This is a genomic window from Pseudomonas sp. BIC9C, from assembly GCF_034541995.1.
Lineage (GTDB): Bacteria > Pseudomonadota > Gammaproteobacteria > Pseudomonadales > Pseudomonadaceae > Aquipseudomonas > Aquipseudomonas fluorescens_CC.
The window spans coordinates 1-18198 of record NZ_JAWDGM010000010.1; the positions used below are offsets into that span (position 1 = coordinate 1).

Consider the following 18198-nt stretch of genomic DNA (forward strand, 5'->3'; position numbering starts at 1 on the left):
TCCATGCCGGGTTACCCACTGCGCAGAACCTCCACTCGGCCTTCCGACGGGGCAGATCAAGATCAAGATCAAGATCAAGATCAAAAGCCAAAGCGAGGCGGCCTGCGGGCCGACCTGTTCTTCAAGCCTGTATCGGCGGTGCATATAAATCTGTGGCCCTGCAAAAACTCCAATGTGGGAGCGAGCCTGCTCGCGAAGGCGGACTGGCATTCACTAATGATGTCGACTGCCACGACCCCTTCGCCACAGGCGGCGATCTTTTGCTTTTGAGCTACAGTGGCGGCTGCGCGTATCACACGCGCAGCGGTTTTTTTTCACCTGGAGACACCGGATTGTCGAGCGCCTTACCGCCCAACCCCGTTGAACCGCCCAATCGCTGGCAGGACCTGCTGGCAGGTTTATCGATTGCCGGTCTGCTGCTGCCCGAGGCGGTCGCTTATTCAGGCATCGCCGCACTGGCGCCCCAGGCCGGGGTGATCGCCTTGTTCGCCGGGTTGCTGTGTTATGGCCTGTTCGGCACCAGCCGCTTTGCGATCGTCTCGGCCACTTCATCCTCCGCTGCCGTGCTGGCCGCCGCGACCGCTACCCTGGCCAATGGCGATCCCGGGCTTCGCTCGACCCTGGCCTTCGGCCTGGTGCTGGTGACCGGGATGTTTTTCTTGCTGGCCGGGCTGTTCAAGCTCGGCAGCGTGACGTCGTTCATCGCCAAACCGGTGTTGCGCGGCTTTGCCTTTGGCCTGGCGCTGACCATCATTCTCAAGCAGCTCGCCAGTGTGGTCGGCGCGCATTTGACCGAGCCCAATCTGGTGCGGTTTCTGCCGCAGTTGTTGGGACAACTGCCGCAATGGAACTGGGTTGCCGCTGGCGTTGCGGCGGTGGCGTTGGCCTTGTTATGGCTGTTCTCGCGGTTTTGCCGCCTGCCGGGTGGTTTGTTGGTGGTAGTCATCGGCATTACGGCCAGTCAGTGGCTGAACCTGCCGGCCTATGGCGTGAAGTTGATCGGCGCGATCGACCTGAGCCTGGAGGTGCCGAAGCTGCCGGTACTGCCGTTTACCGATTGGCTGCGTCTGGGTGAACTGGCGTTCGCCATGGTGATGATTCTGTATGCGGAGTCTTATGGCTCGATCAGTGCCTATGCGCTCAAGCACGGGGATCGCGTTACCTCGAACCGCGATCTGCTGGCCCTCGGCGCCTCCAACTTGCTGTCCGGCCTGTTCCACGGCATGCCGGCGGGAGCGGGGTATTCGGCCACGTCGGCCAATGAGGCGGCAGGTGCCACTTCGCGCCTGGCCGGTATCGTGGCGGCGCTGGTGGTGCTGGTCATTGTCCTGACGGTGCTGCCCTACATTGCCCTGACCCCGGAGCCGATCCTCGCCGCCATCGTTATCCATGCCCTTGGACGCGGCCTGAGCCTGCAACCGCTGGGACGGTATTTCATCTGGCGCCGTGACCGTTTGCTGGTGATCTGCGCCGTGGGTGCGGTGTTGGTGCTAGGGGTGCTGGACGGCTTGCTGGTGGCGGTGGCGATCAGTGTATTGCTGATGCTCAAGCAGATGTCGGCGGCGGATATCCAGATTCTGGGGCGCATCGATGGCGGTCACGACTTTGTCGACCTGCAACGCCATCCAGCGGCGCAAACCGTGCCAGGCGTGTTGATTGTGCGGCCGGGTGAGGCGTTGTTCTTTGCCAACGTCGAGCGGATTCTTGGGGGAGCCTTGCATCTGATCCGGCATTCGCAAACGCCGATTCATACGGTGATTCTAAGTCTTGAGGAATCGCCAGATCTGGATGGCACCAGCATCGAGGCGTTGCAGGCGTTTTTCGTGCGGGTGCATCTGGAAGGCAAGCACCTGACTCTGGCTCGCCTCAAGGACAGTGCGCAAACGGCGCTGGCGGCGTTGCCGGAGGTGAAGGCCAACGGTGTGGTGCTGAGCGGGTTGAGCGTGGATGGTGCGGTGCAGCAGGCTCTTAACCAGTCTGTGGGCCAAGAGTGACTGCCTGTGGCGAGGGAGCTTGCTCCCGCTGGGGCGCGTAGCGACCCCCATTCCGGCAACGCAGTCCATCAGAAGGAACGCAGTGGCCGATTTTAGGGCCGCTGCGCAGCCCAGCGGGAGCAAGCTCCCTCGCCACAGGAACCGCGTTTGACCGTTGCAGGCATAAAAAAACGCCGCCCATCTCAAGATGGGCGGCGTTTTTCATTGCGTTGCAACGTTAGGCTTGAACGACCGGGATATTGGCGTTCGCAGCAGCTTCACGGAACTCGGCGATCTGGTCGAAAGACAGGTAGCGGTAGACATCGGCCGCCATACTGTCGATCTTGCCAGCGTATTCCATGTACTCCTCGACGGTCGGCAGGCGACCCAGGATGGAAGCCACGGACGCCAGCTCGGCCGAAGCCAGGTAGACGTTCGCGCCGTCGCCCAGACGGTTCGGGAAGTTACGGGTCGACGTCGACACCACGGTGGAGTTGGCTTCTACACGTGCCTGGTTACCCATGCACAGCGAGCAGCCTGGCATTTCCATGCGAGCGCCGGCCTTGCCGTAGATGCCGTAGTAGCCTTCTTCGGTCAGCTGGTGAGCGTCCATCTTGGTCGGCGGCGACAGCCACAGACGGGTTGGCAGCTGACCCTTGACCTGTTCCAGCAACTTGCCGGCGGCGCGGAAGTGACCGATGTTGGTCATGCACGAACCGATGAACACTTCGTCGATCTTCTCGCCAGCAACGCTGGAGAGCAGGCGAGCGTCGTCCGGGTCGTTCGGCGCGCAGAGCACAGGCTCCTTGACGTCGGCCAGGTCGATCTCGATGACTTCGGCGTATTCGGCGTCCTTGTCAGCTTCCAGCAGCTCAGGGTTGGCCAGCCAGGCTTCCATCGCTTGGGCGCGACGTTCCAGGGTACGAGCATCGCCGTAGCCTTCGCCGATCATCCAGCGCAGCAGGGTGATGTTCGATTGCAGGTACTCGGCGATCGACTCTTTGGACAGCTTGATGGTGCAACCGGCAGCCGAACGTTCGGCCGAGGCGTCGGACAGTTCGAACGCTTGCTCGACGGTCAGTTTTTCCAGACCTTCGATCTCCAGGATGCGACCGGAGAAGGCGTTCTTCTTGCCTTTCTTCTCTACGGTCAACAGGCCTTTCTGGATCGCGTAGTAAGGAATGGCGTGAACCAGGTCACGCAGGGTGACGCCTGGCTGCAGTTCGCCTTTGAAGCGAACCAGGATCGACTCAGGCATGTCCAGCGGCATGACGCCGGTGGCTGCGGCGAACGCGACCAGGCCGGAACCGGCCGGGAACGAAATGCCGATCGGGAAACGGGTGTGGGAGTCACCACCGGTACCGACGGTGTCCGGCAGCAGCATGCGGTTCAGCCACGAGTGGATGATGCCGTCGCCCGGACGCAGGGAAACGCCGCCGCGGGTCATGATGAAGTCAGGCAGGGTGTGGTGGGTGGTCACGTCGATCGGCTTTGGATAAGCCGCGGTGTGGCAGAAGGACTGCATCACCAGGTCGGTCGAGAAGCCCAGGCACGCGAGGTCTTTCAGTTCGTCACGGGTCATTGGACCGGTGGTGTCCTGGGAACCGACGGTGGTCATCTTCGGTTCGCAGTAGGTGCCCGGACGGATGCCGGTCACGCCGCAAGCCTTGCCGACCATTTTCTGCGCCAGGGTGTAACCCTTGGTGCTTTCAGCCGGTGCTTCAGGCTTCTTGAACAGGGTCGAAGGTGCCAGGCCCAGTTCGGCGCGAGCCTTCTCGGTCAGGCCACGGCCGATGATCAGCGGGATACGGCCGCCAGCACGCACTTCGTCGAGCAGGACCGGGGTCTTCATTTCGAAGGTGGTCAGGACTTCGTCGGTGCCGTGCTTGCAGACTTTGCCAGCATGCGGGTACAGGTCGATCACGTCGCCCATGTGCATGTTGGACACGTCGAATTCGATTGGCAGTGCGCCGGCATCTTCCATGGTGTTGTAGAAGATCGGAGCGATCTTGCTGCCGAAGCAGAAACCGCCGGCACGCTTGTTCGGCACGTAAGGAACGTCGTCACCGAAGAACCACAGTACCGAGTTGGTGGCCGATTTACGCGAAGAACCGGTACCGACCACGTCGCCGACGTAGGCGATCGGGAAGCCGGCATTGCGCATTTCTTCGATCTGTTTCATCGGGCCGGTGACGCCTTGCTCGTCCGGCACGATGCCGTCGCGAGCCATTTTCAGCATGGCCAGGGCGTGCAGCGGGATGTCCGGGCGGGACCAGGCATCTGGAGCAGGGGACAGGTCGTCGGTGTTGGTTTCGCCGGTGACCTTGAATACGCGCAGGCTGATCTTGTCGGCCAGGGTCGGGCGCTTCACGAACCACTCGCCGTCAGCCCAGGATTGCAGCACGCCTTTGGCGTGAACGTTACCCTTCTTGGCTTTCTCAGCGACGTCGTGGAAGGCGTCGAACATCAGCAGGGTGTGCTTGAGTTCTTCGGCAGCTACTGGGGCCAGTTCGGCGTCGTCCAGCAGGGTTACCAGGGTCACGATGTTGTAGCCGCCCTGCATGGTGCCGAGCAGTTCAACAGCGCGCTTCTTGTCGATCAGGGGGGATTTGGCTTCGCCTTTGGCGATGGCGGACAGGAAGCCGGCCTTGACATAGGCCGCTTCGTCCACGCCTGGCGGAACGCGATTGGTGATCAGGTCAACGAGGAATGCTTCTTCGCCAGCCGGGGGATTTTTCAGCAGCTCGACCAGGCCTGCAGTTTGTTCGGCGTTTAGCGGCTGGGGAACGATACCCAGTGCTGCGCGCTCTTCGATATGTTTGCGGTAGGCTTCAAGCACAGTTATTACCCTCATCAGTGGTCCCAAATGGGTGTCCGGGACGCTCATCCCGAAATTGCCGTACTCATGCGCTGCATGGCGTTGTGAGCCACTTAGCCAGAATTACCGACAATTCCTTACAGAAGCTGCTTTCAAAGTTTTACGCCTGCAGAACGGGAGCTGATGAGGGTTGGCGCCGGGCTTTTCCCCGCTGGAAAAACCCTTCGCCAACACCGCTCTGAAGGAACGACTGTGCTCGTGACGCTTTGAAAACAGCTTCTAACGGACATTGGCGCCTAAAAAGGCAGGCTGATTCTACGGCAAAAAAAAATTAAAGGTAAGTCAGGTTTTATTGGACTTTGGTGGAGGCGGCCAGCAACCCCCGGTTCACCCTAGGCCCTGAACTTTGAGGGGTGATCAATGGCGGACAAAGGGCTAACATGCCGGCCTGTCCTGCTTTTTCGCGTTTTGCCTATCTATGCCCAATCAGACCATCAAGACACCTTGCGTCGGCCTCTGCTCCACTGTTTACGGTGACCTGGTGTGCCGTGGCTGCAAGCGTTTCCACCACGAAGTGATCCACTGGAACGGTTACAACGAGGAAGAGAAGCGCGCGGTATGGCTGCGTCTTGAGCAATTGCTGTCGCAGGTGATGGCCGCCAAGGTGGAAATTTTCGACCCGGCACTGCTGAGAATGCAGCTGGAGCAACGCAAGATCCGTTTCGTGCCCCATCAGTCGGAATACTGCTGGGCCTACCAGTTGATCGCGCGGGGCGCGCGGGTGATCAACAACCTGGAAGCCTACGGGATGGTGTTGCTGCCGGAGTTTCGCGACTGGAACCTGCCGGAATTGCGCGATGCCATTGATCGGGAATTTTTCCTGCTCTCCGAGGCCCATTACCAGCGCTACATTGCGCCGGGGTTCCTCAAGGATGCGTTTGGCGGGTAATTTTAAAAGCTTCGCGAGCAGGCTCGCTCCCACAGTTGAAATGCATTCCTTGTGGGAGCGAGCCTGCTCGCGAAGACGCCCTGACAGGCGCTACAAATCTCAATGCTTGTTCGCAATCTCCTCCAGATGATCCTCGATCTCCCGCGGCTTGAGCACCAGCACATCGCTCTCGACCGCATCGAGCACCACTTCCGCCGTATTGCCGATCAAGGTCCCGGACAAACCGCTGCGGGCCACGGTGCCGATCACCGTCACCGCCGCTTGCAGTTTGTGCACCATGAACGGAATCAGCACATCCGCCGGGCCTTCCTCGATGTGCAGGTGTTCATCGTCGATGTCGAATTCAGCCTGGAACGACTGGCATTGCTCGCGGTAGCGCGCCTGGATGGTTTCACTGAGCTGAAACGTCGGGTCGGCCGACGACAGCATCGGCGACGGGTGGGCGCTGATCACGTGCAGGTGGGCCTTGGCCAGGGTCGCGATGTCATAGCCATGATCAATGATGGTGTCGTGCAGGTGGCGGTGTTCGGCGTCGGTGTTGCCGACGTCGACAGCGGCCAGGATCACTTTGTCTTTCCATGAACCTGCGGTTTTCACCAGCAGTACCGGGGAAGGGCATTGGCGCAGCAATTTCCAGTCCTCGGGTGTCAGCAGGGCCTTTTTCAGTGCGCTGTCGGGAAAGTGCTGCTTGACCACCAGTCCGCAGCCTTCGGCTTGCTGCACATCGATGATGGTTTGATGCAGGCTCTGATTCCAGGCCTGTTCAGTAGTGATGTTGTAACCGTCCTCCAGTAAAGCGGCCTTGAGCACCCCCAACATGCCACTGTGATCATGCCTGGGGTCGCACACCAGCAGATGCAGATGCGCCTGGGTCACGCCTGCAATCAATTTGGCCCGTTTGAGCGCCAGGCTTTCGGAGTGTTCGGGGTCGATGACCACCAGAATGCTGCGTACGGCTTGCATGATCGGGATCTCCTGAAAATAAAAAGCACGGCGTTGCACAACTATAGTTGCTGTCTGCGATTCGGGGACTTGATGCATATCAACGGTTGGCGACTGGTGGTCTGCGGGCAGGCCGGTATAATCGGCGCCCTTCGTTTTGAACCTATTTTTCCGTGAGCCCCATGATCCTTCCCGAAATTCACGAGTTCCTTGGCTGCCGCACCCCCGACGGCTGGGTTCAAGCCGCGCTGGCCGATCAGGAAACCCTGCTGATCGACCACAAGAACTGCGAATTCAAGGCCGCCAGCACCGCGTTGAGCCTGATCGCCAAGTATCACTCCCACGTCGACCTGATCAACATGATGTCGCGCCTGGCCCGGGAAGAGCTGGTGCACCACGAACAGGTCATGCGCCTGATGAAACGCCGCAAGATCGCGCTGCGCCAGCTGTCCGCCGGGCGCTATGCGTCGGGGCTGCGCAAGGTGGTACGCAGTCACGAGCCGGTGAAACTGGTGGACACATTGGTGGTGGGGGCATTCATCGAGGCCCGCAGTTGCGAGCGTTTCGAAGCGCTGGTGCCGCATCTGGACGAAGAGCTGGGCAAGTTCTATTTCGGTCTGCTCAAGAGCGAAGCCCGGCACTTCCAGGGTTACCTGAAACTGGCTTACCAGTACGGGGACGCCAAGGACATCGCCCAGGTGATCGACAAGGTTCGTGCCGCCGAGCAGGAACTGATCGAATCCCCGGATGTGGAATTCCGCTTCCATAGCGGCGTACCCGCGGCAGCCTGATTATTCGGTGTTGTTTTTGCGGACGCCTTCGCGAGCAAGCCCGCTCCCACAGTGAAATGCATTCCAACTGTGGGAGCGGCGGTGTGGCGATCCGACTTGCTCGCGAAGGGGCTATCAGCCACACAAAAGCTAACGGCTCAAACCCAACCGTTCATGCCATTGCGCAATGGACTCTTCGGGGTACAGCTCGAACTGTTGATCCCCAGGCTGCGCCCGAACCTCCACCCAAGGCGCTTTTGAGCCGAGCATCAGGTGCGTGTGCTCCGGCGGCACCGGCAGAGGCGTGTCGATGGCCGAGGCGAAGGGGTGAATCAACTCGGGCCATTCGGGGCTGAACAGCCATAAACCCGAGCCGCACACCGAGCAGAAATGCCGCTCGGCGGTGCTGCTGTGGGCGCGTTTGTCGCCTTGTTCCTTGAGTCGCGCGTGGTAAATCGCGATGTGCTTGCGCCCGCGAACCTTGAGGCTGGCGGCATCGCCACCTAGGTTGATCGCATAGCCGCCACCGCCCTGGGTCTTGCGGCAGATCGAGCAGTAACAACGCTGGTAAGGGTAGGGGTGGGCGCTGGTCAAACTGAACGACACCGCGCCGCAATGGCAGGAGCCTTCGAGGTGCATGGTGGTCTCCGGTGGCTTGGGGAATCCGGTATTAGCCTAGAAGACCAGAGTCGACAGTGCCGACGCCATCGCAGGCAAGCCAGCTCCCACAGGTTATGTGCCGGGTACAAGTTTTCTGTTCGCCTGCAATCCTTGTGGGAGCTGGCTTGCCTGCGATGAACGATGACACGGTGGCACTGGACGCACACTAATGGCCGGGTCAGCATGGCCGCCTCGAAACCGGGATCTAAAACCCATGCGACGACTACCTTCCCTGGCAGCCCTGCGAACCTTCGAATGCGCCGCCCGTCACGCCCATTTCGGTCGGGCGGCGGCCGAGTTGTGTGTCACCGACAGCGCGGTCAGCCACCAGATTCGCCAACTCGAAGAGCAACTCGGTGTGTCGCTGTTCGTGCGCGAAGGCCGGCAGATTCGCCCAACCCTGGCCGCCGGGCGCCTGATGCAGAGCTTGCAACAGGCCTTCGAACTGATTGGCGATGCCTGCGATGAACTGCGCGATCCTTCATCCCTCGCGGTATTACGCCTGGCGGTCACCGCCGAGCTGGCGCAAAAGTGGCTGATGAGTCGCCTCACGGATTTCTACGCGCGCTATCCGCACATCACCTTGCATCTGTATGAACAACCGATCGACGCCACGGCGCCCGGGGAAGACATCGACCTGGCGATCACCTACGGCACCGGCCCGGTGGACAGCACCGCGTATTTCGTCCGGCCGCTGCCGGCGTTGCAGTTCTTCCCGGTGTGCAGCCCCGGCCTGTTCAACCAGGGCACCCTGAAAACCCCGAAGGACCTGGCTCGCCATTGCCTGCTGCACGACGACCAGGACGGCAAGACCTGGACCGCGTGGCTCACCAGCCATGCCGGCGACCAGCGCCCGGACCGCCAGTTGTATTTTGCCCATGCCGGGCTGGCGCTTGAAGCCGCCGCTCAAGGGCAGGGCGTGGCCATGGGCGACAACCTGACGGCTCAGGAAGATTTGCTCAGCGGTCGGCTGGTCCGGCCGTTTACGTCGAGCATGACCGCCTTGGGCCAATATGCGCTGGTGTGCGAGCGGGTGCGGCTGGAGCGTCCGGCGGTGGCGCAGATGCTGGAATGGTTCAATGATCAGTTGCTCGATTAATGAGTTTAATTCAAGTATTCCGAAATAATCATCGTTGGCGGGCCAGTCGCCAACGCCCTTAGCCTGTGGTCATTCCAATCCCTGCTGAAGAGGTTTGACCATGGCACGTTTGCTTGACACCACTCCCAAACAGGACGGTTTCCGTCTGCCCGGTGAATTCGAAGCCAAGTCCGGTTGCTGGCTCGGCTGGCCGGAGCGCACTGACGTCTGGCGCAATGGAGCCAAGCCGGCGCAGAAAGTCTGGGTGCAGATCGTCACCGCCATTTCCATGAGCGAGCCGGTCACCGTGTGTGCCTCGGCGGCGCAGTTCGCCACCGCGCGCCGCCAGTTGCCACCGCAGGTGCGTGTGGTGGAAATGGCCTGCAACGACACCTGGTTCCGCGACAGCGGCCCGTGCTTTGTGGTCAATGATCAGAGCGGCGAAGTACGCGGCGTCGACTTCGAATTCAACGCCTACGGCGGGCTCGACGGCGGCCTGTACTACCCGTGGGACAAAGACGACCAGATCGCCAGCAAGATCCTCGAAATCGAACGCTTCGACCGCTATCGCGCGCCGCTGATTGCCGAACTGGGTGGCATCCAGAGCGACGGCCAGGGCAGCATCCTGACCACCGAACAATGCCTGCTCAACCGCAACCGCAACCAGCATCTGGGCAAGGACGAAGTCACCCGCCGCCTGACCGATTACCTCGGCGCCGAGCAGGTTATCTGGCTGCCGCGGGGCTGCAAGTTCGATGAAACCGACGGCCATGTCGACGACCTCGCGTGTTTCGTGCGCCCTGGTGAAGTGGTGTTGCAATGGACCGACAACCGCGATGACCCGCAGTGGGAAATCTATCAGGAAGCCTATGACATCCTGCGCAGCACCCGCGACAGTCGTGGCCGCGAGTTGATCGTGCACAAACTGCCGCAGCCGGATGTGCTGGAGTGGACGGCGGAAGAAGCCGAAGGGCTGGACCAGCAGGACAACACCCACACCCGCCAGGCCGGGACGAAAATCTGCGCGTCGTACATCAACTACTACGCCGGCAACCGTTCCATCGTGGTGCCGCTGTTTGGTGATCGCAACGACAAAGTGGCGCTGGCAACCCTGGCCGAACTGTTCCCGCAACACAGCATCGTCGGTATTGAAAACTCCCGGGAAATCCTCCTCGGTGGCGGCAACGTCGCGTGCATCACCATGCCGCAGTACGCCGCCACGACCTCCAGCAAAAAGGGAGCGTGATCGTGGGCCTGCACAAACTGACTCAAGCAATACTGCTGGTGCTTGCACCCCTGTGTGCAGGCCGCCGACACCGCCAGACCGGTGGTCAACCTGTACATCTGGGGCGAATACCTGGCCCCGGACACTTTGAAGAATTTCGAAAAAACCGGCATCCATGTGGTGGCCGACCACTTCGATTCCCTGGAAACCGTCGAGACCAAGCTGCTCACCGGCCGCAGTGGCTACGACCTGGTGCTGACGGCGGGGCAGCATCTGTCCCGGGCCATCGAGAGCGGCGCGGTGCAGACGGTCGACAAGCAGCAACTGCCGCATTTCGCCGGCGTCGGCGAAGAGTTCCGCCAGCACATGGCGGTGTTCGACCCGGGCAACCGCTATGCCGGGATCTACGCCTGGGGCACCACGGGTGTGGGTTATCAGGAAGAGGCCGTGAAAAAGCGCCTGCCCGACGTGCCGACAGACAGTTGGGCGATGCTGTTCGATCCGGCCGTGGTCTCGAAATTCGCTGATTGCGGGGTCAGCCTGCTCAACGATCCCAACGAAGTGTTTGCGGCGGTCATGAAATACGTGGGGCTGGACATCAACCGCCAGAACCTCGACGACCTGAAACTGGCCGAGCAGCAACTGGCGAAGATTCGGCCATACATTCGTTACTTCGACAACGATCTCAACATCAGCGACCTGGCCAACGGCAACACCTGCGTGGCGATGTCGTGGAACGGCAACGTGGGCATCGCAGCGGGCCAGGCCCAGGCAGCGGGAAAACCGTATTCGCTGACGTACCGTATTCCGAAGGAGGGCACCTTGATCTGGTTCGATGCCATGGTCATTCCCAAGGATGCGCCGCATCCAAAGGCCGGTCTTGCCTTGATGGACTACCTGATGACCCCGGAAGTGATCGCGCCGATCACCGACACCATCCACTACGCCAATGCGATCACGGCGGCGGATGGCTTGATCGACCCGGCGATTCGCAATGATCCAGGGACGTATCCGCCGGCGGCGGTCATGGCCTCGCTGTACAGCAAGAATGACAATGGCAAGGCGTTCAACCGGGCGTTGATCCGGGCCTTCAGCCGGTTGAAGTCGGGGTTGTAGCAGGTCTTGGATTTGTATTGTTGGTGATGACGCCTTCGCGAGCAGGCTCGCTCCCACAAGGGACCTCATGAACACTGAGATCCAATGTGGGAGCGAGCCTGCTCGCGAAAAACGATAACGCGGTCTACCGGCCGGGCACCCGCCACAAATACCAGGAGGCCACCGTCCGGTAAGGGCTCCACCCCGACCCGATCTCGATCATCTGCCTGCGCGTCGGCTGCACCTCCAGGCCCTTGAGTCGCCTGTAGCCCTCACGCACGCCAAAGTCATCGGCCGGCAGGATGTCCGGCCGATCCAGGCTGTAGATCAGCAACATTTCCACGGTCCAGCGGCCCACGCCGCGCAACGTGATCAGGCGTTCGATCAGCGCTTCATCGTCCATGGCCAGCGCCGTGGCGTAATCCGGCACCACGCCGTCCAGCGCCGCCTGGGCGATACCCTGAATGGTCGCGATCTTGCTCGCGGAAAACCCGCAACTGCGCAATTTGTCGAAATCTGTCGCGACGATCTGTTCAGGCCTGGGAAACGAACCCGAACCGAACAGCGCCAGCAACCGGCCGACAATCGCATCGCCGGCCTTGGCATGCAGTTGCTGATAGGCAATCGCCCGCACCAGCGACTCATACGGATCACGCGCCGCATGCGGCTGGTGCAGGCACGGGCCGATGGCGTCGATGTGGCGGCGCCAGTCGTCATCGATGGCGGCCAGGAACTCACTGGCCGCCTGATAGCCGTCGGACATGGACTCAGGCTTTCCCGGACGGCTTCAACAGGGTGTTCACTTCGCCATAGGTGAAGGCCTTCAGGTCGTGGGTATCGAACTTGCCGGTTTGCAGAAAGCTTTTGGCAATGCCGGCCATGGCGCCGTAGAGGAATTCGGCGATGCCTGAACCGGCGGACAGGCGGCGCACGCCAAGTGCCTCTAGCACTTCGGGCGACGGCAGGCCCGGGAAGCCAAGCACATTCAATGGCAGCGAGGTGCCGTGGCACAGCGCCTTGATCTCGTACTCCGCGGTAACGCCGGCCGCAAACAGGCCATTGGCACCGGCCGCCTGATACAGCGCGGCGCGCCTGAGGGTTTCGGCGACGCGATCTTCGGCGGGCACCAGGCCCCGCAGGTAGACGTCGGTGCGCGCATTGATGAACAGGTTCACCTGACGGCGATCGGCAACCCGGCGCGCGGTTTCAATCTTGCGTACCAGCAACTCCGGCGGCGAGGAACCGTCCTCGATATTGATCCCGACGGCGCCGGCGGCGATCACGGCGTCAACCACCTCTGCCACCCGTTCCAGGTCATCGGAATAACCCGCTTCGATGTCCACGGTCAGCGGCACCGAAATGACCCGGGCAATCGACTCGACGGTCGAGACCAGGCGCTCAAGGGGCAGGGTGTTGCCGTCCGGGTAGCCATGCACCCAGGCCACCGCCGCACTGCTGGTGGCCACGGCCTTGTTGCCCAGTTGCTCCACCAGCCGCGCCCCGGCGGCATCGGCGACGTTGGTGAGGATCAGCAAACCATCTTGATGGAGTTGGTGCAGTTGATTGTCGAGCCTGTCCATCGAGTTTCCTTCCTTATGAAAAATCTGTGGGGGGATCAGAACGCCAATGGCTCCGTGAGCTGCACCGCTGCGTTTTCCAGCCTGAGCAGAAACGCCTTGCGCGGCTGGCCTCCAGCGTAGCCGGTCAGCGAGCCGTCGGCGCCGATCACCCGATGGCACGGCACGACAATCGATAAGCGGTTATGCCCATTGGCCAGGCCCACCGCCCGACTGGCACCGGGCTTGCCCAGAGTCGCCGCGATGGCGCCGTAGGTGGTGGTCCGGCCGTAAGGAATCTTCGCCAGTTCAGCCCAGACCCGGCGGGAGAACTCGCTGCCAGGCATGTGCAGGGCAACGCTGAACTCAGTGAGCGTGCCGGCGAAATACGCGGACAACTGCGCTTCGATCTGTTGCAAATGCAGGTTGTGTCCCGGTGCCACGGCATAACCGAAACGGTTTTGCAGCGCTTCGACCGAAGGGGGTAGCGATGGCTGATCGAGAAACTCCAGCAGCACCAGCCCACGCCGTTCGGCCATGGCGATCATCGGCCCCAGCGGCGTGGTCAGGCGCGTGTACAGCAGCGGCTCGCTGTTGGCCGCGCGGCCCGGGGTGATGTGAAACGACTTCTGAAAGGCATCGCGAAAACCGCTCAGGGACTCGTAGCCGGAATCGAATGCGACGTCGTCGATGGAGTCGCCCTGTTTGATTCCGTTCAACGCCAAACCCAGGCGCCGGGCGCGCAGCCACGCGTGGAAGGTCATGCGGAAATGCTGCTTGAACCAGCGACGCAGTTTCAGTGGTTCGATGCCTTCGGCCAGTAGCCGGGTGTCGGTCCAGCGCTGCTCCGGGGCGGCGTCTACCGATTTGAACAGCTTCTGCACCCAGTCCGGCGCACTGGCGGCACTGTCCAGTGGTTTGCAGCGCAGACAGGCGCGATAGCCCGCCGCCAGGCATTGCTCGGCGTTGGCAAAGAACTCGACGTTATCCGGCTTCGGGCTGCGGGCGGTGCAACCGGGGCGGCAGAAGATTCGAGTGGTCTTGACCGCCGTGAAAAACACCCCCTCGTAGGAGGTGTCTCGCTCGAGCATGGCGCGAACCATCTCGGCACGGGGCGGCAGCAGCGTTTTTTGTAGGTTCATGGGCGCAGCATAGATCGCGTCATGGGTGGTCTCCACCGGAGAATCGACAGCGAATTTCGTTCATTGCACACGGCACCTTGTGGGAGCGGGCTTGCTCGCGAAGGCGCAGTGTCAGTCACATCAATGTCGAATGACACGACGCCTTCGTCGGAACGCCGCTCGGAGCAAGCCCGCTCCCACATAAAAGAAGCAAAGCCTTCAGGCGCGACGCGCCATCAGCAACACCGAAGCCGCCGCCGACAGCAACCCGGCGCAGCAGCGGTTGAATATCCGCTTGCCCGACGGCCTGGCGAACCAGCGGCGCATGTGCAGGCCCATGTAGGCATAAGCGCCGATGGCGATCCATTCCAGCACCAGAAACAGCGCGCCCAACACCACGAACTGCGGCGCAATGGCGTGGGTCGAATCGACGAATTGCGGCAGGAACGCGGTGAAAATCAGGATGGCCTTGGGGTTGCCGGCCGCTACCAGGAATTCCTGCCGGGCCAGCGCCAGCGTGCCTATGGGCGCTGTAGTGACCACGTTTTCGACGCCAGGATCGGCGCGCCACAATTGCCAGGCGAGGTAGAACAGGTACGCCGCGCCGAGGATCTTGATGGCGTAGAACAGCAGCTCGGAGGTTTGCAACACCACCGCCAGCCCGGCCGAGGCGAGGGCAATCATCCCGGCAAACGCCAGCAACCGGCCGATGCCGGCCACACACGCGGTGCGGTAGCCATAACGGGTCGAATTGCTGACCGACAGCAGGTTGTTGGGGCCGGGTGCCATGTTGAGGGCGAAGCAGGCCGGCAGAAACAGGGTGAGGGTGGCGAGGTCCATGGTGGGCTCCTGTAGCAAGAGCGCTATTTTTTTCACAGCAACGCGGTGGCCAGACCCATACAGTGACGGGCGTAAACCACCGTACAAGGGGTTATCTGGCGAATTTTTTCGCCCCGGCGACACAGAGGATCACGGCGACGGTGACACCCAGCATGCCGAGGCTGACCTGTTCATGCAGCAGGGTGGCGGCCAGGGTCAGGCCGAAAAACGGCTGCAGCAGCTGCAATTGCCCAACGGCGGCGATGCCGCCTTGGGCCAGGCCGCGATACCAGAACACGAACCCGATCAACATGCTGAACAGCGAGACGTAAGCCAGGCTGAACCAGGCCGGCGTGCTGATGCCGGTGAACGAAGCCGGCATGCGCAGCCAGCTGAGAACCGCCACGACCGGTAGCGACACTACCAGTGCCCAGGAAATCACCTGCCAGCCACCGAGCGTGCGCGACAGCTTCGCGCCTTCGGCATAACCCAGGCCGCAGGCGAGGATGGCCAGCAGCATCAGAATGTCGCCTTGCGGGGAGGCGGTCAGCCCTTGGGACAGGGCAAACCCGACCACCAGCAGGCTGCCCAGCACCGAGAAAATCCAGAACGCCGCCCGTGGCCGCTCGCCGCCGCGCAGAACGCCAAACACCGCCGTCGCCAGGGGCAACAGGCCGACGAAGACGATGGAATGTGCGGACGTCACGTATTGCAGTGCCAGCGCCGTCAGCAGGGGGAAACCGATGACCACACCCAGGGCGACGATCATCAGCGGTATCAGTTGATCGCGCGCTGGACGTTTTTCCTTGAATAACCACAGCAGGCACAGCGCCAGGACCGCAGCGATGGTCGCGCGCGCGACCGTGAGGAACACCGGGTCAAACTCCAGTACCGCCACCCGTGTCGCCGGCAGCGAGCCGCTGAAGATCACCACGCCGATCAGGCCATTGATCCAGCCGCTGGTGCTGTTTTCCAGCGTCCGGTGTTGCAGGTTCGAGGTCCGTTCCATTTGGTTCACGCTCATTGTCTGATTGCACGAAACTCATCGTATGAGCGAGTATCGATACAATCAAAAAATTGTCATGGATACATCTCGACATGCCTCGATCCCGCTACAAAACCCTGGTGGATGCCTTTGCCGCCGATATCCGTTCCGGGCGTTTGCCGCCCGGCACGCGCCTGCCGACTCACCGGCAACTGGCCACTGAGCACGGTCTGGCACTGGTCACCGCCAGCCGGGTGTATGCCGAGCTGGAGGGCATGGGCCTGGTCAGTGGCGAAACCGGACGCGGGACCTTTGTCAGGGAGACCTCGCTGCCGCCGGGGCAGGGCATCTCGCAGCAGGTGGTGGCGGCGGGGATGATCGACCTGAATTTCAACTACCCGTCATTGCCAGGTCAGGCCGACCTGCTACGCAATGCCTTGCGTCAGCTGGCGTTGTCCGGTGACCTGGAATCCCTCCTGCGCTATCAACCCCACGCAGGGCGCCTGCATGAGCGGGCCTCGGTCGCGCGCCATCTGGTTGAACGCGGGCTGAGCGTGCCGGCCGAGCAGGTGTTGATCGTCAGCGGCGCCCAGCATGGCCTGGCGGTGGCAATGATGACGCTGCTCAAGCCCGGCGATGTGATCGCCGCTGATGCGTTGACCTATTCCGGCTTCAAGACGCTGGCCGAAACGTTGCACCTGGAAGTCTTGCCCATTCCGGTCACGGATACCGGGCCTGATCTGCCCGCCCTGGAAAAACTCTGCCGCAGCCGGTCGGTACGGGCCGTGTATTCGATGCCGACCTTGCATAACCCGCTGGGCTGGGTGATGGGCGCCGATCAGCGCGAGCGACTGGTGGCGATAGCGCGCCAGCATGACCTGATGATCATCGAGGACGCTGCCTACGCGTTCCTGGCCGAAAACGTACCGCCGCCACTGGCCGAGTTGGCGCCTGAGAGAACGGTGTACGTGTCCGGTCTGTCGAAGAATGTCGCCACCGGGCTGCGCGTTGGCTTCATGGCCGCACCCGTGCAGTGGGTCGCCGCCTTCGAGCGCACCATCATGGCGACCACCTGGAACACCCCCGGCGTGATGACCGCTATCGCCACGGCCTGGCTCGACGATGGCACCGTCAGCCAGCTGGAAGCGCAAAAGCGGGCTGACGCTCAGGCCAGGCAAACCCTGGCCCGGGAGGTGCTGGCGGGGCTCAGGACCATCAGTCACCCGAATTCCTACTTCATCTGGCTACCGTTGACCGAAGACGCCCGGGCCGACCAGATCGCCATGGCGCTGATGCGCGAGCAGGTGTCGGTGTCGCCAGCCGAGCCCTTTGCGGTTTCGGCCCATGTACCGCACGCGATACGCCTGGCGTTGGGATCGGTAGACATGGACTCGCTGCGCATTGCCCTGAACAAAGTGAAGAGCGTCGTCGGCTATTACTCATAGCGAGGCCGGGCAGGGCAGTTTTCTTCAATACGCGAGTCGGTCGGCGCTTTACCTTGAGGGCCTTGTTCAACTCGACGGAAGAAGGTGTGCAATGAGTCTGATGATGTCCATGGCGGCGTTCGCGCTGGTCGCTTCCATCACCCCGGGGCCGGTCAATATTGTGGCGTTGAGCTCCGGCGCGCGGTTCGGCTTGCGGGCCAGCCAGCGTCACGTGGCCGGGGCCACGCTGGGGTTTGTCTTGCTGTTGGTGCTGATGGGGTTGGGCCTGCATGAGTTGTTGCAACAGTGGCCCGCGCTGACGCAGGTGGTGCAATGGGCGGGCGTAGCCTTTCTGCTGTACATGGCCTTCAAGCTGGCGGCTGACAATGGACACGTGCAAGCCAGTGAGTCGACGCAGGCCCCTTCGATGCTGTATGGCGCCATCATGCAATGGCTCAACCCGAAGGCCTGGCTGGCCTGCGTCGCCGGCATGGGCGCGTTTGTCGCCGATGGCGAGGCGCGTCTGGTTTGGCAATTCGCCGCGATTTATCTGGTGATCTGCTATGTGTCGGTGGGGTGCTGGGCGTATGCCGGGACGTTTCTACGCGGATTTTTGCACAACCCGGCGGGGATGCGGTTGTTCAACCGGAGCATGGCAGCGTTGTTGGCGGTGAGTGCGGTGTATCTGGTGTTGCCGTAACGGCCAGATACTGTGGCGAGAATGCTCGCAACGCAGCTTTTGTGGCGAGGGAGCTTGCTCCCGCTCGGCGGCGAAGCCGTCGC

Annotated in this window: 16 protein-coding genes and 1 pseudogene; 9 read left to right on the top strand and 8 right to left on the bottom strand. The window is 61.8% G+C overall.

Annotated elements, in window-relative coordinates:
- Positions 1-270 (top strand): hypothetical protein (locus RS887_RS30075; RefSeq protein ID WP_416340019.1); only part of this gene is annotated, 270 nt, incomplete at its 5' end.
- A gap of 62 nt (positions 271-332) precedes the next feature.
- Entirely contained in the window at positions 333-1994 is a 1662-nt protein-coding gene (locus RS887_RS30080; protein ID WP_322618263.1) for a SulP family inorganic anion transporter, read from the top strand.
- A gap of 217 nt (positions 1995-2211) precedes the next feature.
- Here the strand turns inward: RS887_RS30080 and acnB are convergent, their stop codons facing one another.
- A complete protein-coding gene (gene acnB / locus RS887_RS30085) occupies positions 2212-4812 on the bottom strand; it encodes a bifunctional aconitate hydratase 2/2-methylisocitrate dehydratase (protein WP_322618299.1) in 2601 nt (866 codons plus the stop codon).
- A 457-nt stretch (positions 4813-5269) separates the two neighbouring features.
- Between acnB and RS887_RS30090 the strand changes: the two genes are divergently transcribed.
- Entirely contained in the window at positions 5270-5740 is a 471-nt protein-coding gene (locus RS887_RS30090) for a DUF1289 domain-containing protein (protein WP_007937731.1), read from the top strand.
- A gap of 99 nt (positions 5741-5839) precedes the next feature.
- Here RS887_RS30090 and RS887_RS30095 read toward each other — a convergent pair whose 3' ends face one another.
- Complete coding sequence (locus tag RS887_RS30095; protein ID WP_322618264.1) at positions 5840-6703, bottom strand: universal stress protein; 864 nt, start codon at positions 6701-6703, stop codon at positions 5840-5842.
- Positions 6704-6864: 161 nt separating this feature from the next.
- On the opposite strand from RS887_RS30095, the gene RS887_RS30100 reads away from it, so the two are divergent.
- On the top strand, positions 6865-7473 hold the full coding sequence (locus RS887_RS30100) for a tRNA-(ms[2]io[6]A)-hydroxylase (protein WP_008017540.1): 609 nt from the start codon (positions 6865-6867) through the stop codon (positions 7471-7473).
- Positions 7474-7602: 129 nt separating this feature from the next.
- On the opposite strand, the gene RS887_RS30105 is transcribed toward RS887_RS30100, so the two are convergent.
- Positions 7603-8091, bottom strand: a complete 489-nt coding sequence (locus tag RS887_RS30105; RefSeq protein ID WP_322618265.1) for a GFA family protein — start codon at positions 8089-8091, stop codon at positions 7603-7605.
- Positions 8092-8326: 235 nt separating this feature from the next.
- On the opposite strand from RS887_RS30105, the gene RS887_RS30110 reads away from it, so the two are divergent.
- From RS887_RS30110 to RS887_RS30120, 3 genes and pseudogenes are all read left to right on the top strand, one after another.
- Complete coding sequence (locus RS887_RS30110) at positions 8327-9211, top strand: LysR substrate-binding domain-containing protein (RefSeq protein WP_008017542.1); 885 nt, start codon at positions 8327-8329, stop codon at positions 9209-9211.
- 100 nt (positions 9212-9311) lie between these two features.
- Positions 9312-10436, top strand: a complete 1125-nt coding sequence (aguA, locus tag RS887_RS30115) for an agmatine deiminase (protein ID WP_322618266.1) — start codon at positions 9312-9314, stop codon at positions 10434-10436.
- Between the two features lie 2 nt (positions 10437-10438).
- Positions 10439-11531, top strand: a pseudogene (locus RS887_RS30120) (extracellular solute-binding protein).
- A gap of 124 nt (positions 11532-11655) precedes the next feature.
- Here the strand turns inward: RS887_RS30120 and RS887_RS30125 are convergent.
- The 5 genes from RS887_RS30125 to RS887_RS30145 form a co-directional block, all read right to left on the bottom strand.
- Positions 11656-12273 carry a DNA-3-methyladenine glycosylase gene (locus tag RS887_RS30125; protein ID WP_322618267.1) on the bottom strand — a complete coding sequence of 206 codons (618 nt, stop codon included), beginning with the start codon at positions 12271-12273 and terminating at the stop codon, positions 11656-11658.
- A gap of 4 nt (positions 12274-12277) precedes the next feature.
- Complete coding sequence (locus RS887_RS30130) at positions 12278-13090, bottom strand: isocitrate lyase/phosphoenolpyruvate mutase family protein (RefSeq protein WP_322618268.1); 813 nt, start codon at positions 13088-13090, stop codon at positions 12278-12280.
- Between the two features lie 35 nt (positions 13091-13125).
- Complete coding sequence (locus RS887_RS30135) at positions 13126-14208, bottom strand: methylated-DNA--[protein]-cysteine S-methyltransferase (protein ID WP_322618269.1); 1083 nt, start codon at positions 14206-14208, stop codon at positions 13126-13128.
- Between the two features lie 198 nt (positions 14209-14406).
- Positions 14407-15027, bottom strand: coding sequence for a LysE family translocator (locus tag RS887_RS30140; protein WP_322618270.1), 621 nt, complete (start codon positions 15025-15027; stop codon positions 14407-14409).
- A 91-nt stretch (positions 15028-15118) separates the two neighbouring features.
- On the bottom strand, positions 15119-16015 hold the full coding sequence (locus RS887_RS30145; RefSeq protein WP_322618271.1) for a DMT family transporter: 897 nt from the start codon (positions 16013-16015) through the stop codon (positions 15119-15121).
- Positions 16016-16104: 89 nt separating this feature from the next.
- Between RS887_RS30145 and RS887_RS30150 the strand changes: the two genes are divergently transcribed.
- The gene (locus tag RS887_RS30150; protein ID WP_322618272.1) at positions 16105-17436 is read left to right on the top strand and encodes a PLP-dependent aminotransferase family protein; all 1332 of its coding nucleotides are present in this window, start codon (positions 16105-16107) and stop codon (positions 17434-17436) included.
- A gap of 91 nt (positions 17437-17527) precedes the next feature.
- The gene (locus tag RS887_RS30155; RefSeq protein WP_322618273.1) at positions 17528-18115 is read left to right on the top strand and encodes a LysE family translocator; all 588 of its coding nucleotides are present in this window, start codon (positions 17528-17530) and stop codon (positions 18113-18115) included.
- Positions 18116-18198 lie beyond the last annotated feature (83 nt).

Excerpts from the sequence above, each read along its gene's own strand:
- RS887_RS30090 (WP_007937731.1), top strand. The coding sequence starts at position 5,270 with ATGCCCAATCAGACCATCAAGACACCTTGCGTCGGCCTCTGCTCCACT.
- RS887_RS30095 (WP_322618264.1), bottom strand. The coding sequence starts at position 6,703 with ATGCAAGCCGTACGCAGCATTCTGGTGGTCATCGACCCCGAACACTCC.
- RS887_RS30100 (WP_008017540.1), top strand. The coding sequence starts at position 6,865 with ATGATCCTTCCCGAAATTCACGAGTTCCTTGGCTGCCGCACCCCCGAC.
- RS887_RS30105 (WP_322618265.1), bottom strand. The coding sequence starts at position 8,091 with ATGCACCTCGAAGGCTCCTGCCATTGCGGCGCGGTGTCGTTCAGTTTG.
- RS887_RS30110 (WP_008017542.1), top strand. The coding sequence starts at position 8,327 with ATGCGACGACTACCTTCCCTGGCAGCCCTGCGAACCTTCGAATGCGCC.
- aguA (WP_322618266.1), top strand. The coding sequence starts at position 9,312 with ATGGCACGTTTGCTTGACACCACTCCCAAACAGGACGGTTTCCGTCTG.
- RS887_RS30125 (WP_322618267.1), bottom strand. The coding sequence starts at position 12,273 with ATGTCCGACGGCTATCAGGCGGCCAGTGAGTTCCTGGCCGCCATCGAT.
- RS887_RS30130 (WP_322618268.1), bottom strand. The coding sequence starts at position 13,090 with ATGGACAGGCTCGACAATCAACTGCACCAACTCCATCAAGATGGTTTG.
- RS887_RS30135 (WP_322618269.1), bottom strand. The coding sequence starts at position 14,208 with ATGAACCTACAAAAAACGCTGCTGCCGCCCCGTGCCGAGATGGTTCGC.
- RS887_RS30140 (WP_322618270.1), bottom strand. The coding sequence starts at position 15,027 with ATGGACCTCGCCACCCTCACCCTGTTTCTGCCGGCCTGCTTCGCCCTC.
- RS887_RS30145 (WP_322618271.1), bottom strand. The coding sequence starts at position 16,015 with ATGGAACGGACCTCGAACCTGCAACACCGGACGCTGGAAAACAGCACC.
- RS887_RS30150 (WP_322618272.1), top strand. The coding sequence starts at position 16,105 with ATGCCTCGATCCCGCTACAAAACCCTGGTGGATGCCTTTGCCGCCGAT.
- RS887_RS30155 (WP_322618273.1), top strand. The coding sequence starts at position 17,528 with ATGAGTCTGATGATGTCCATGGCGGCGTTCGCGCTGGTCGCTTCCATC.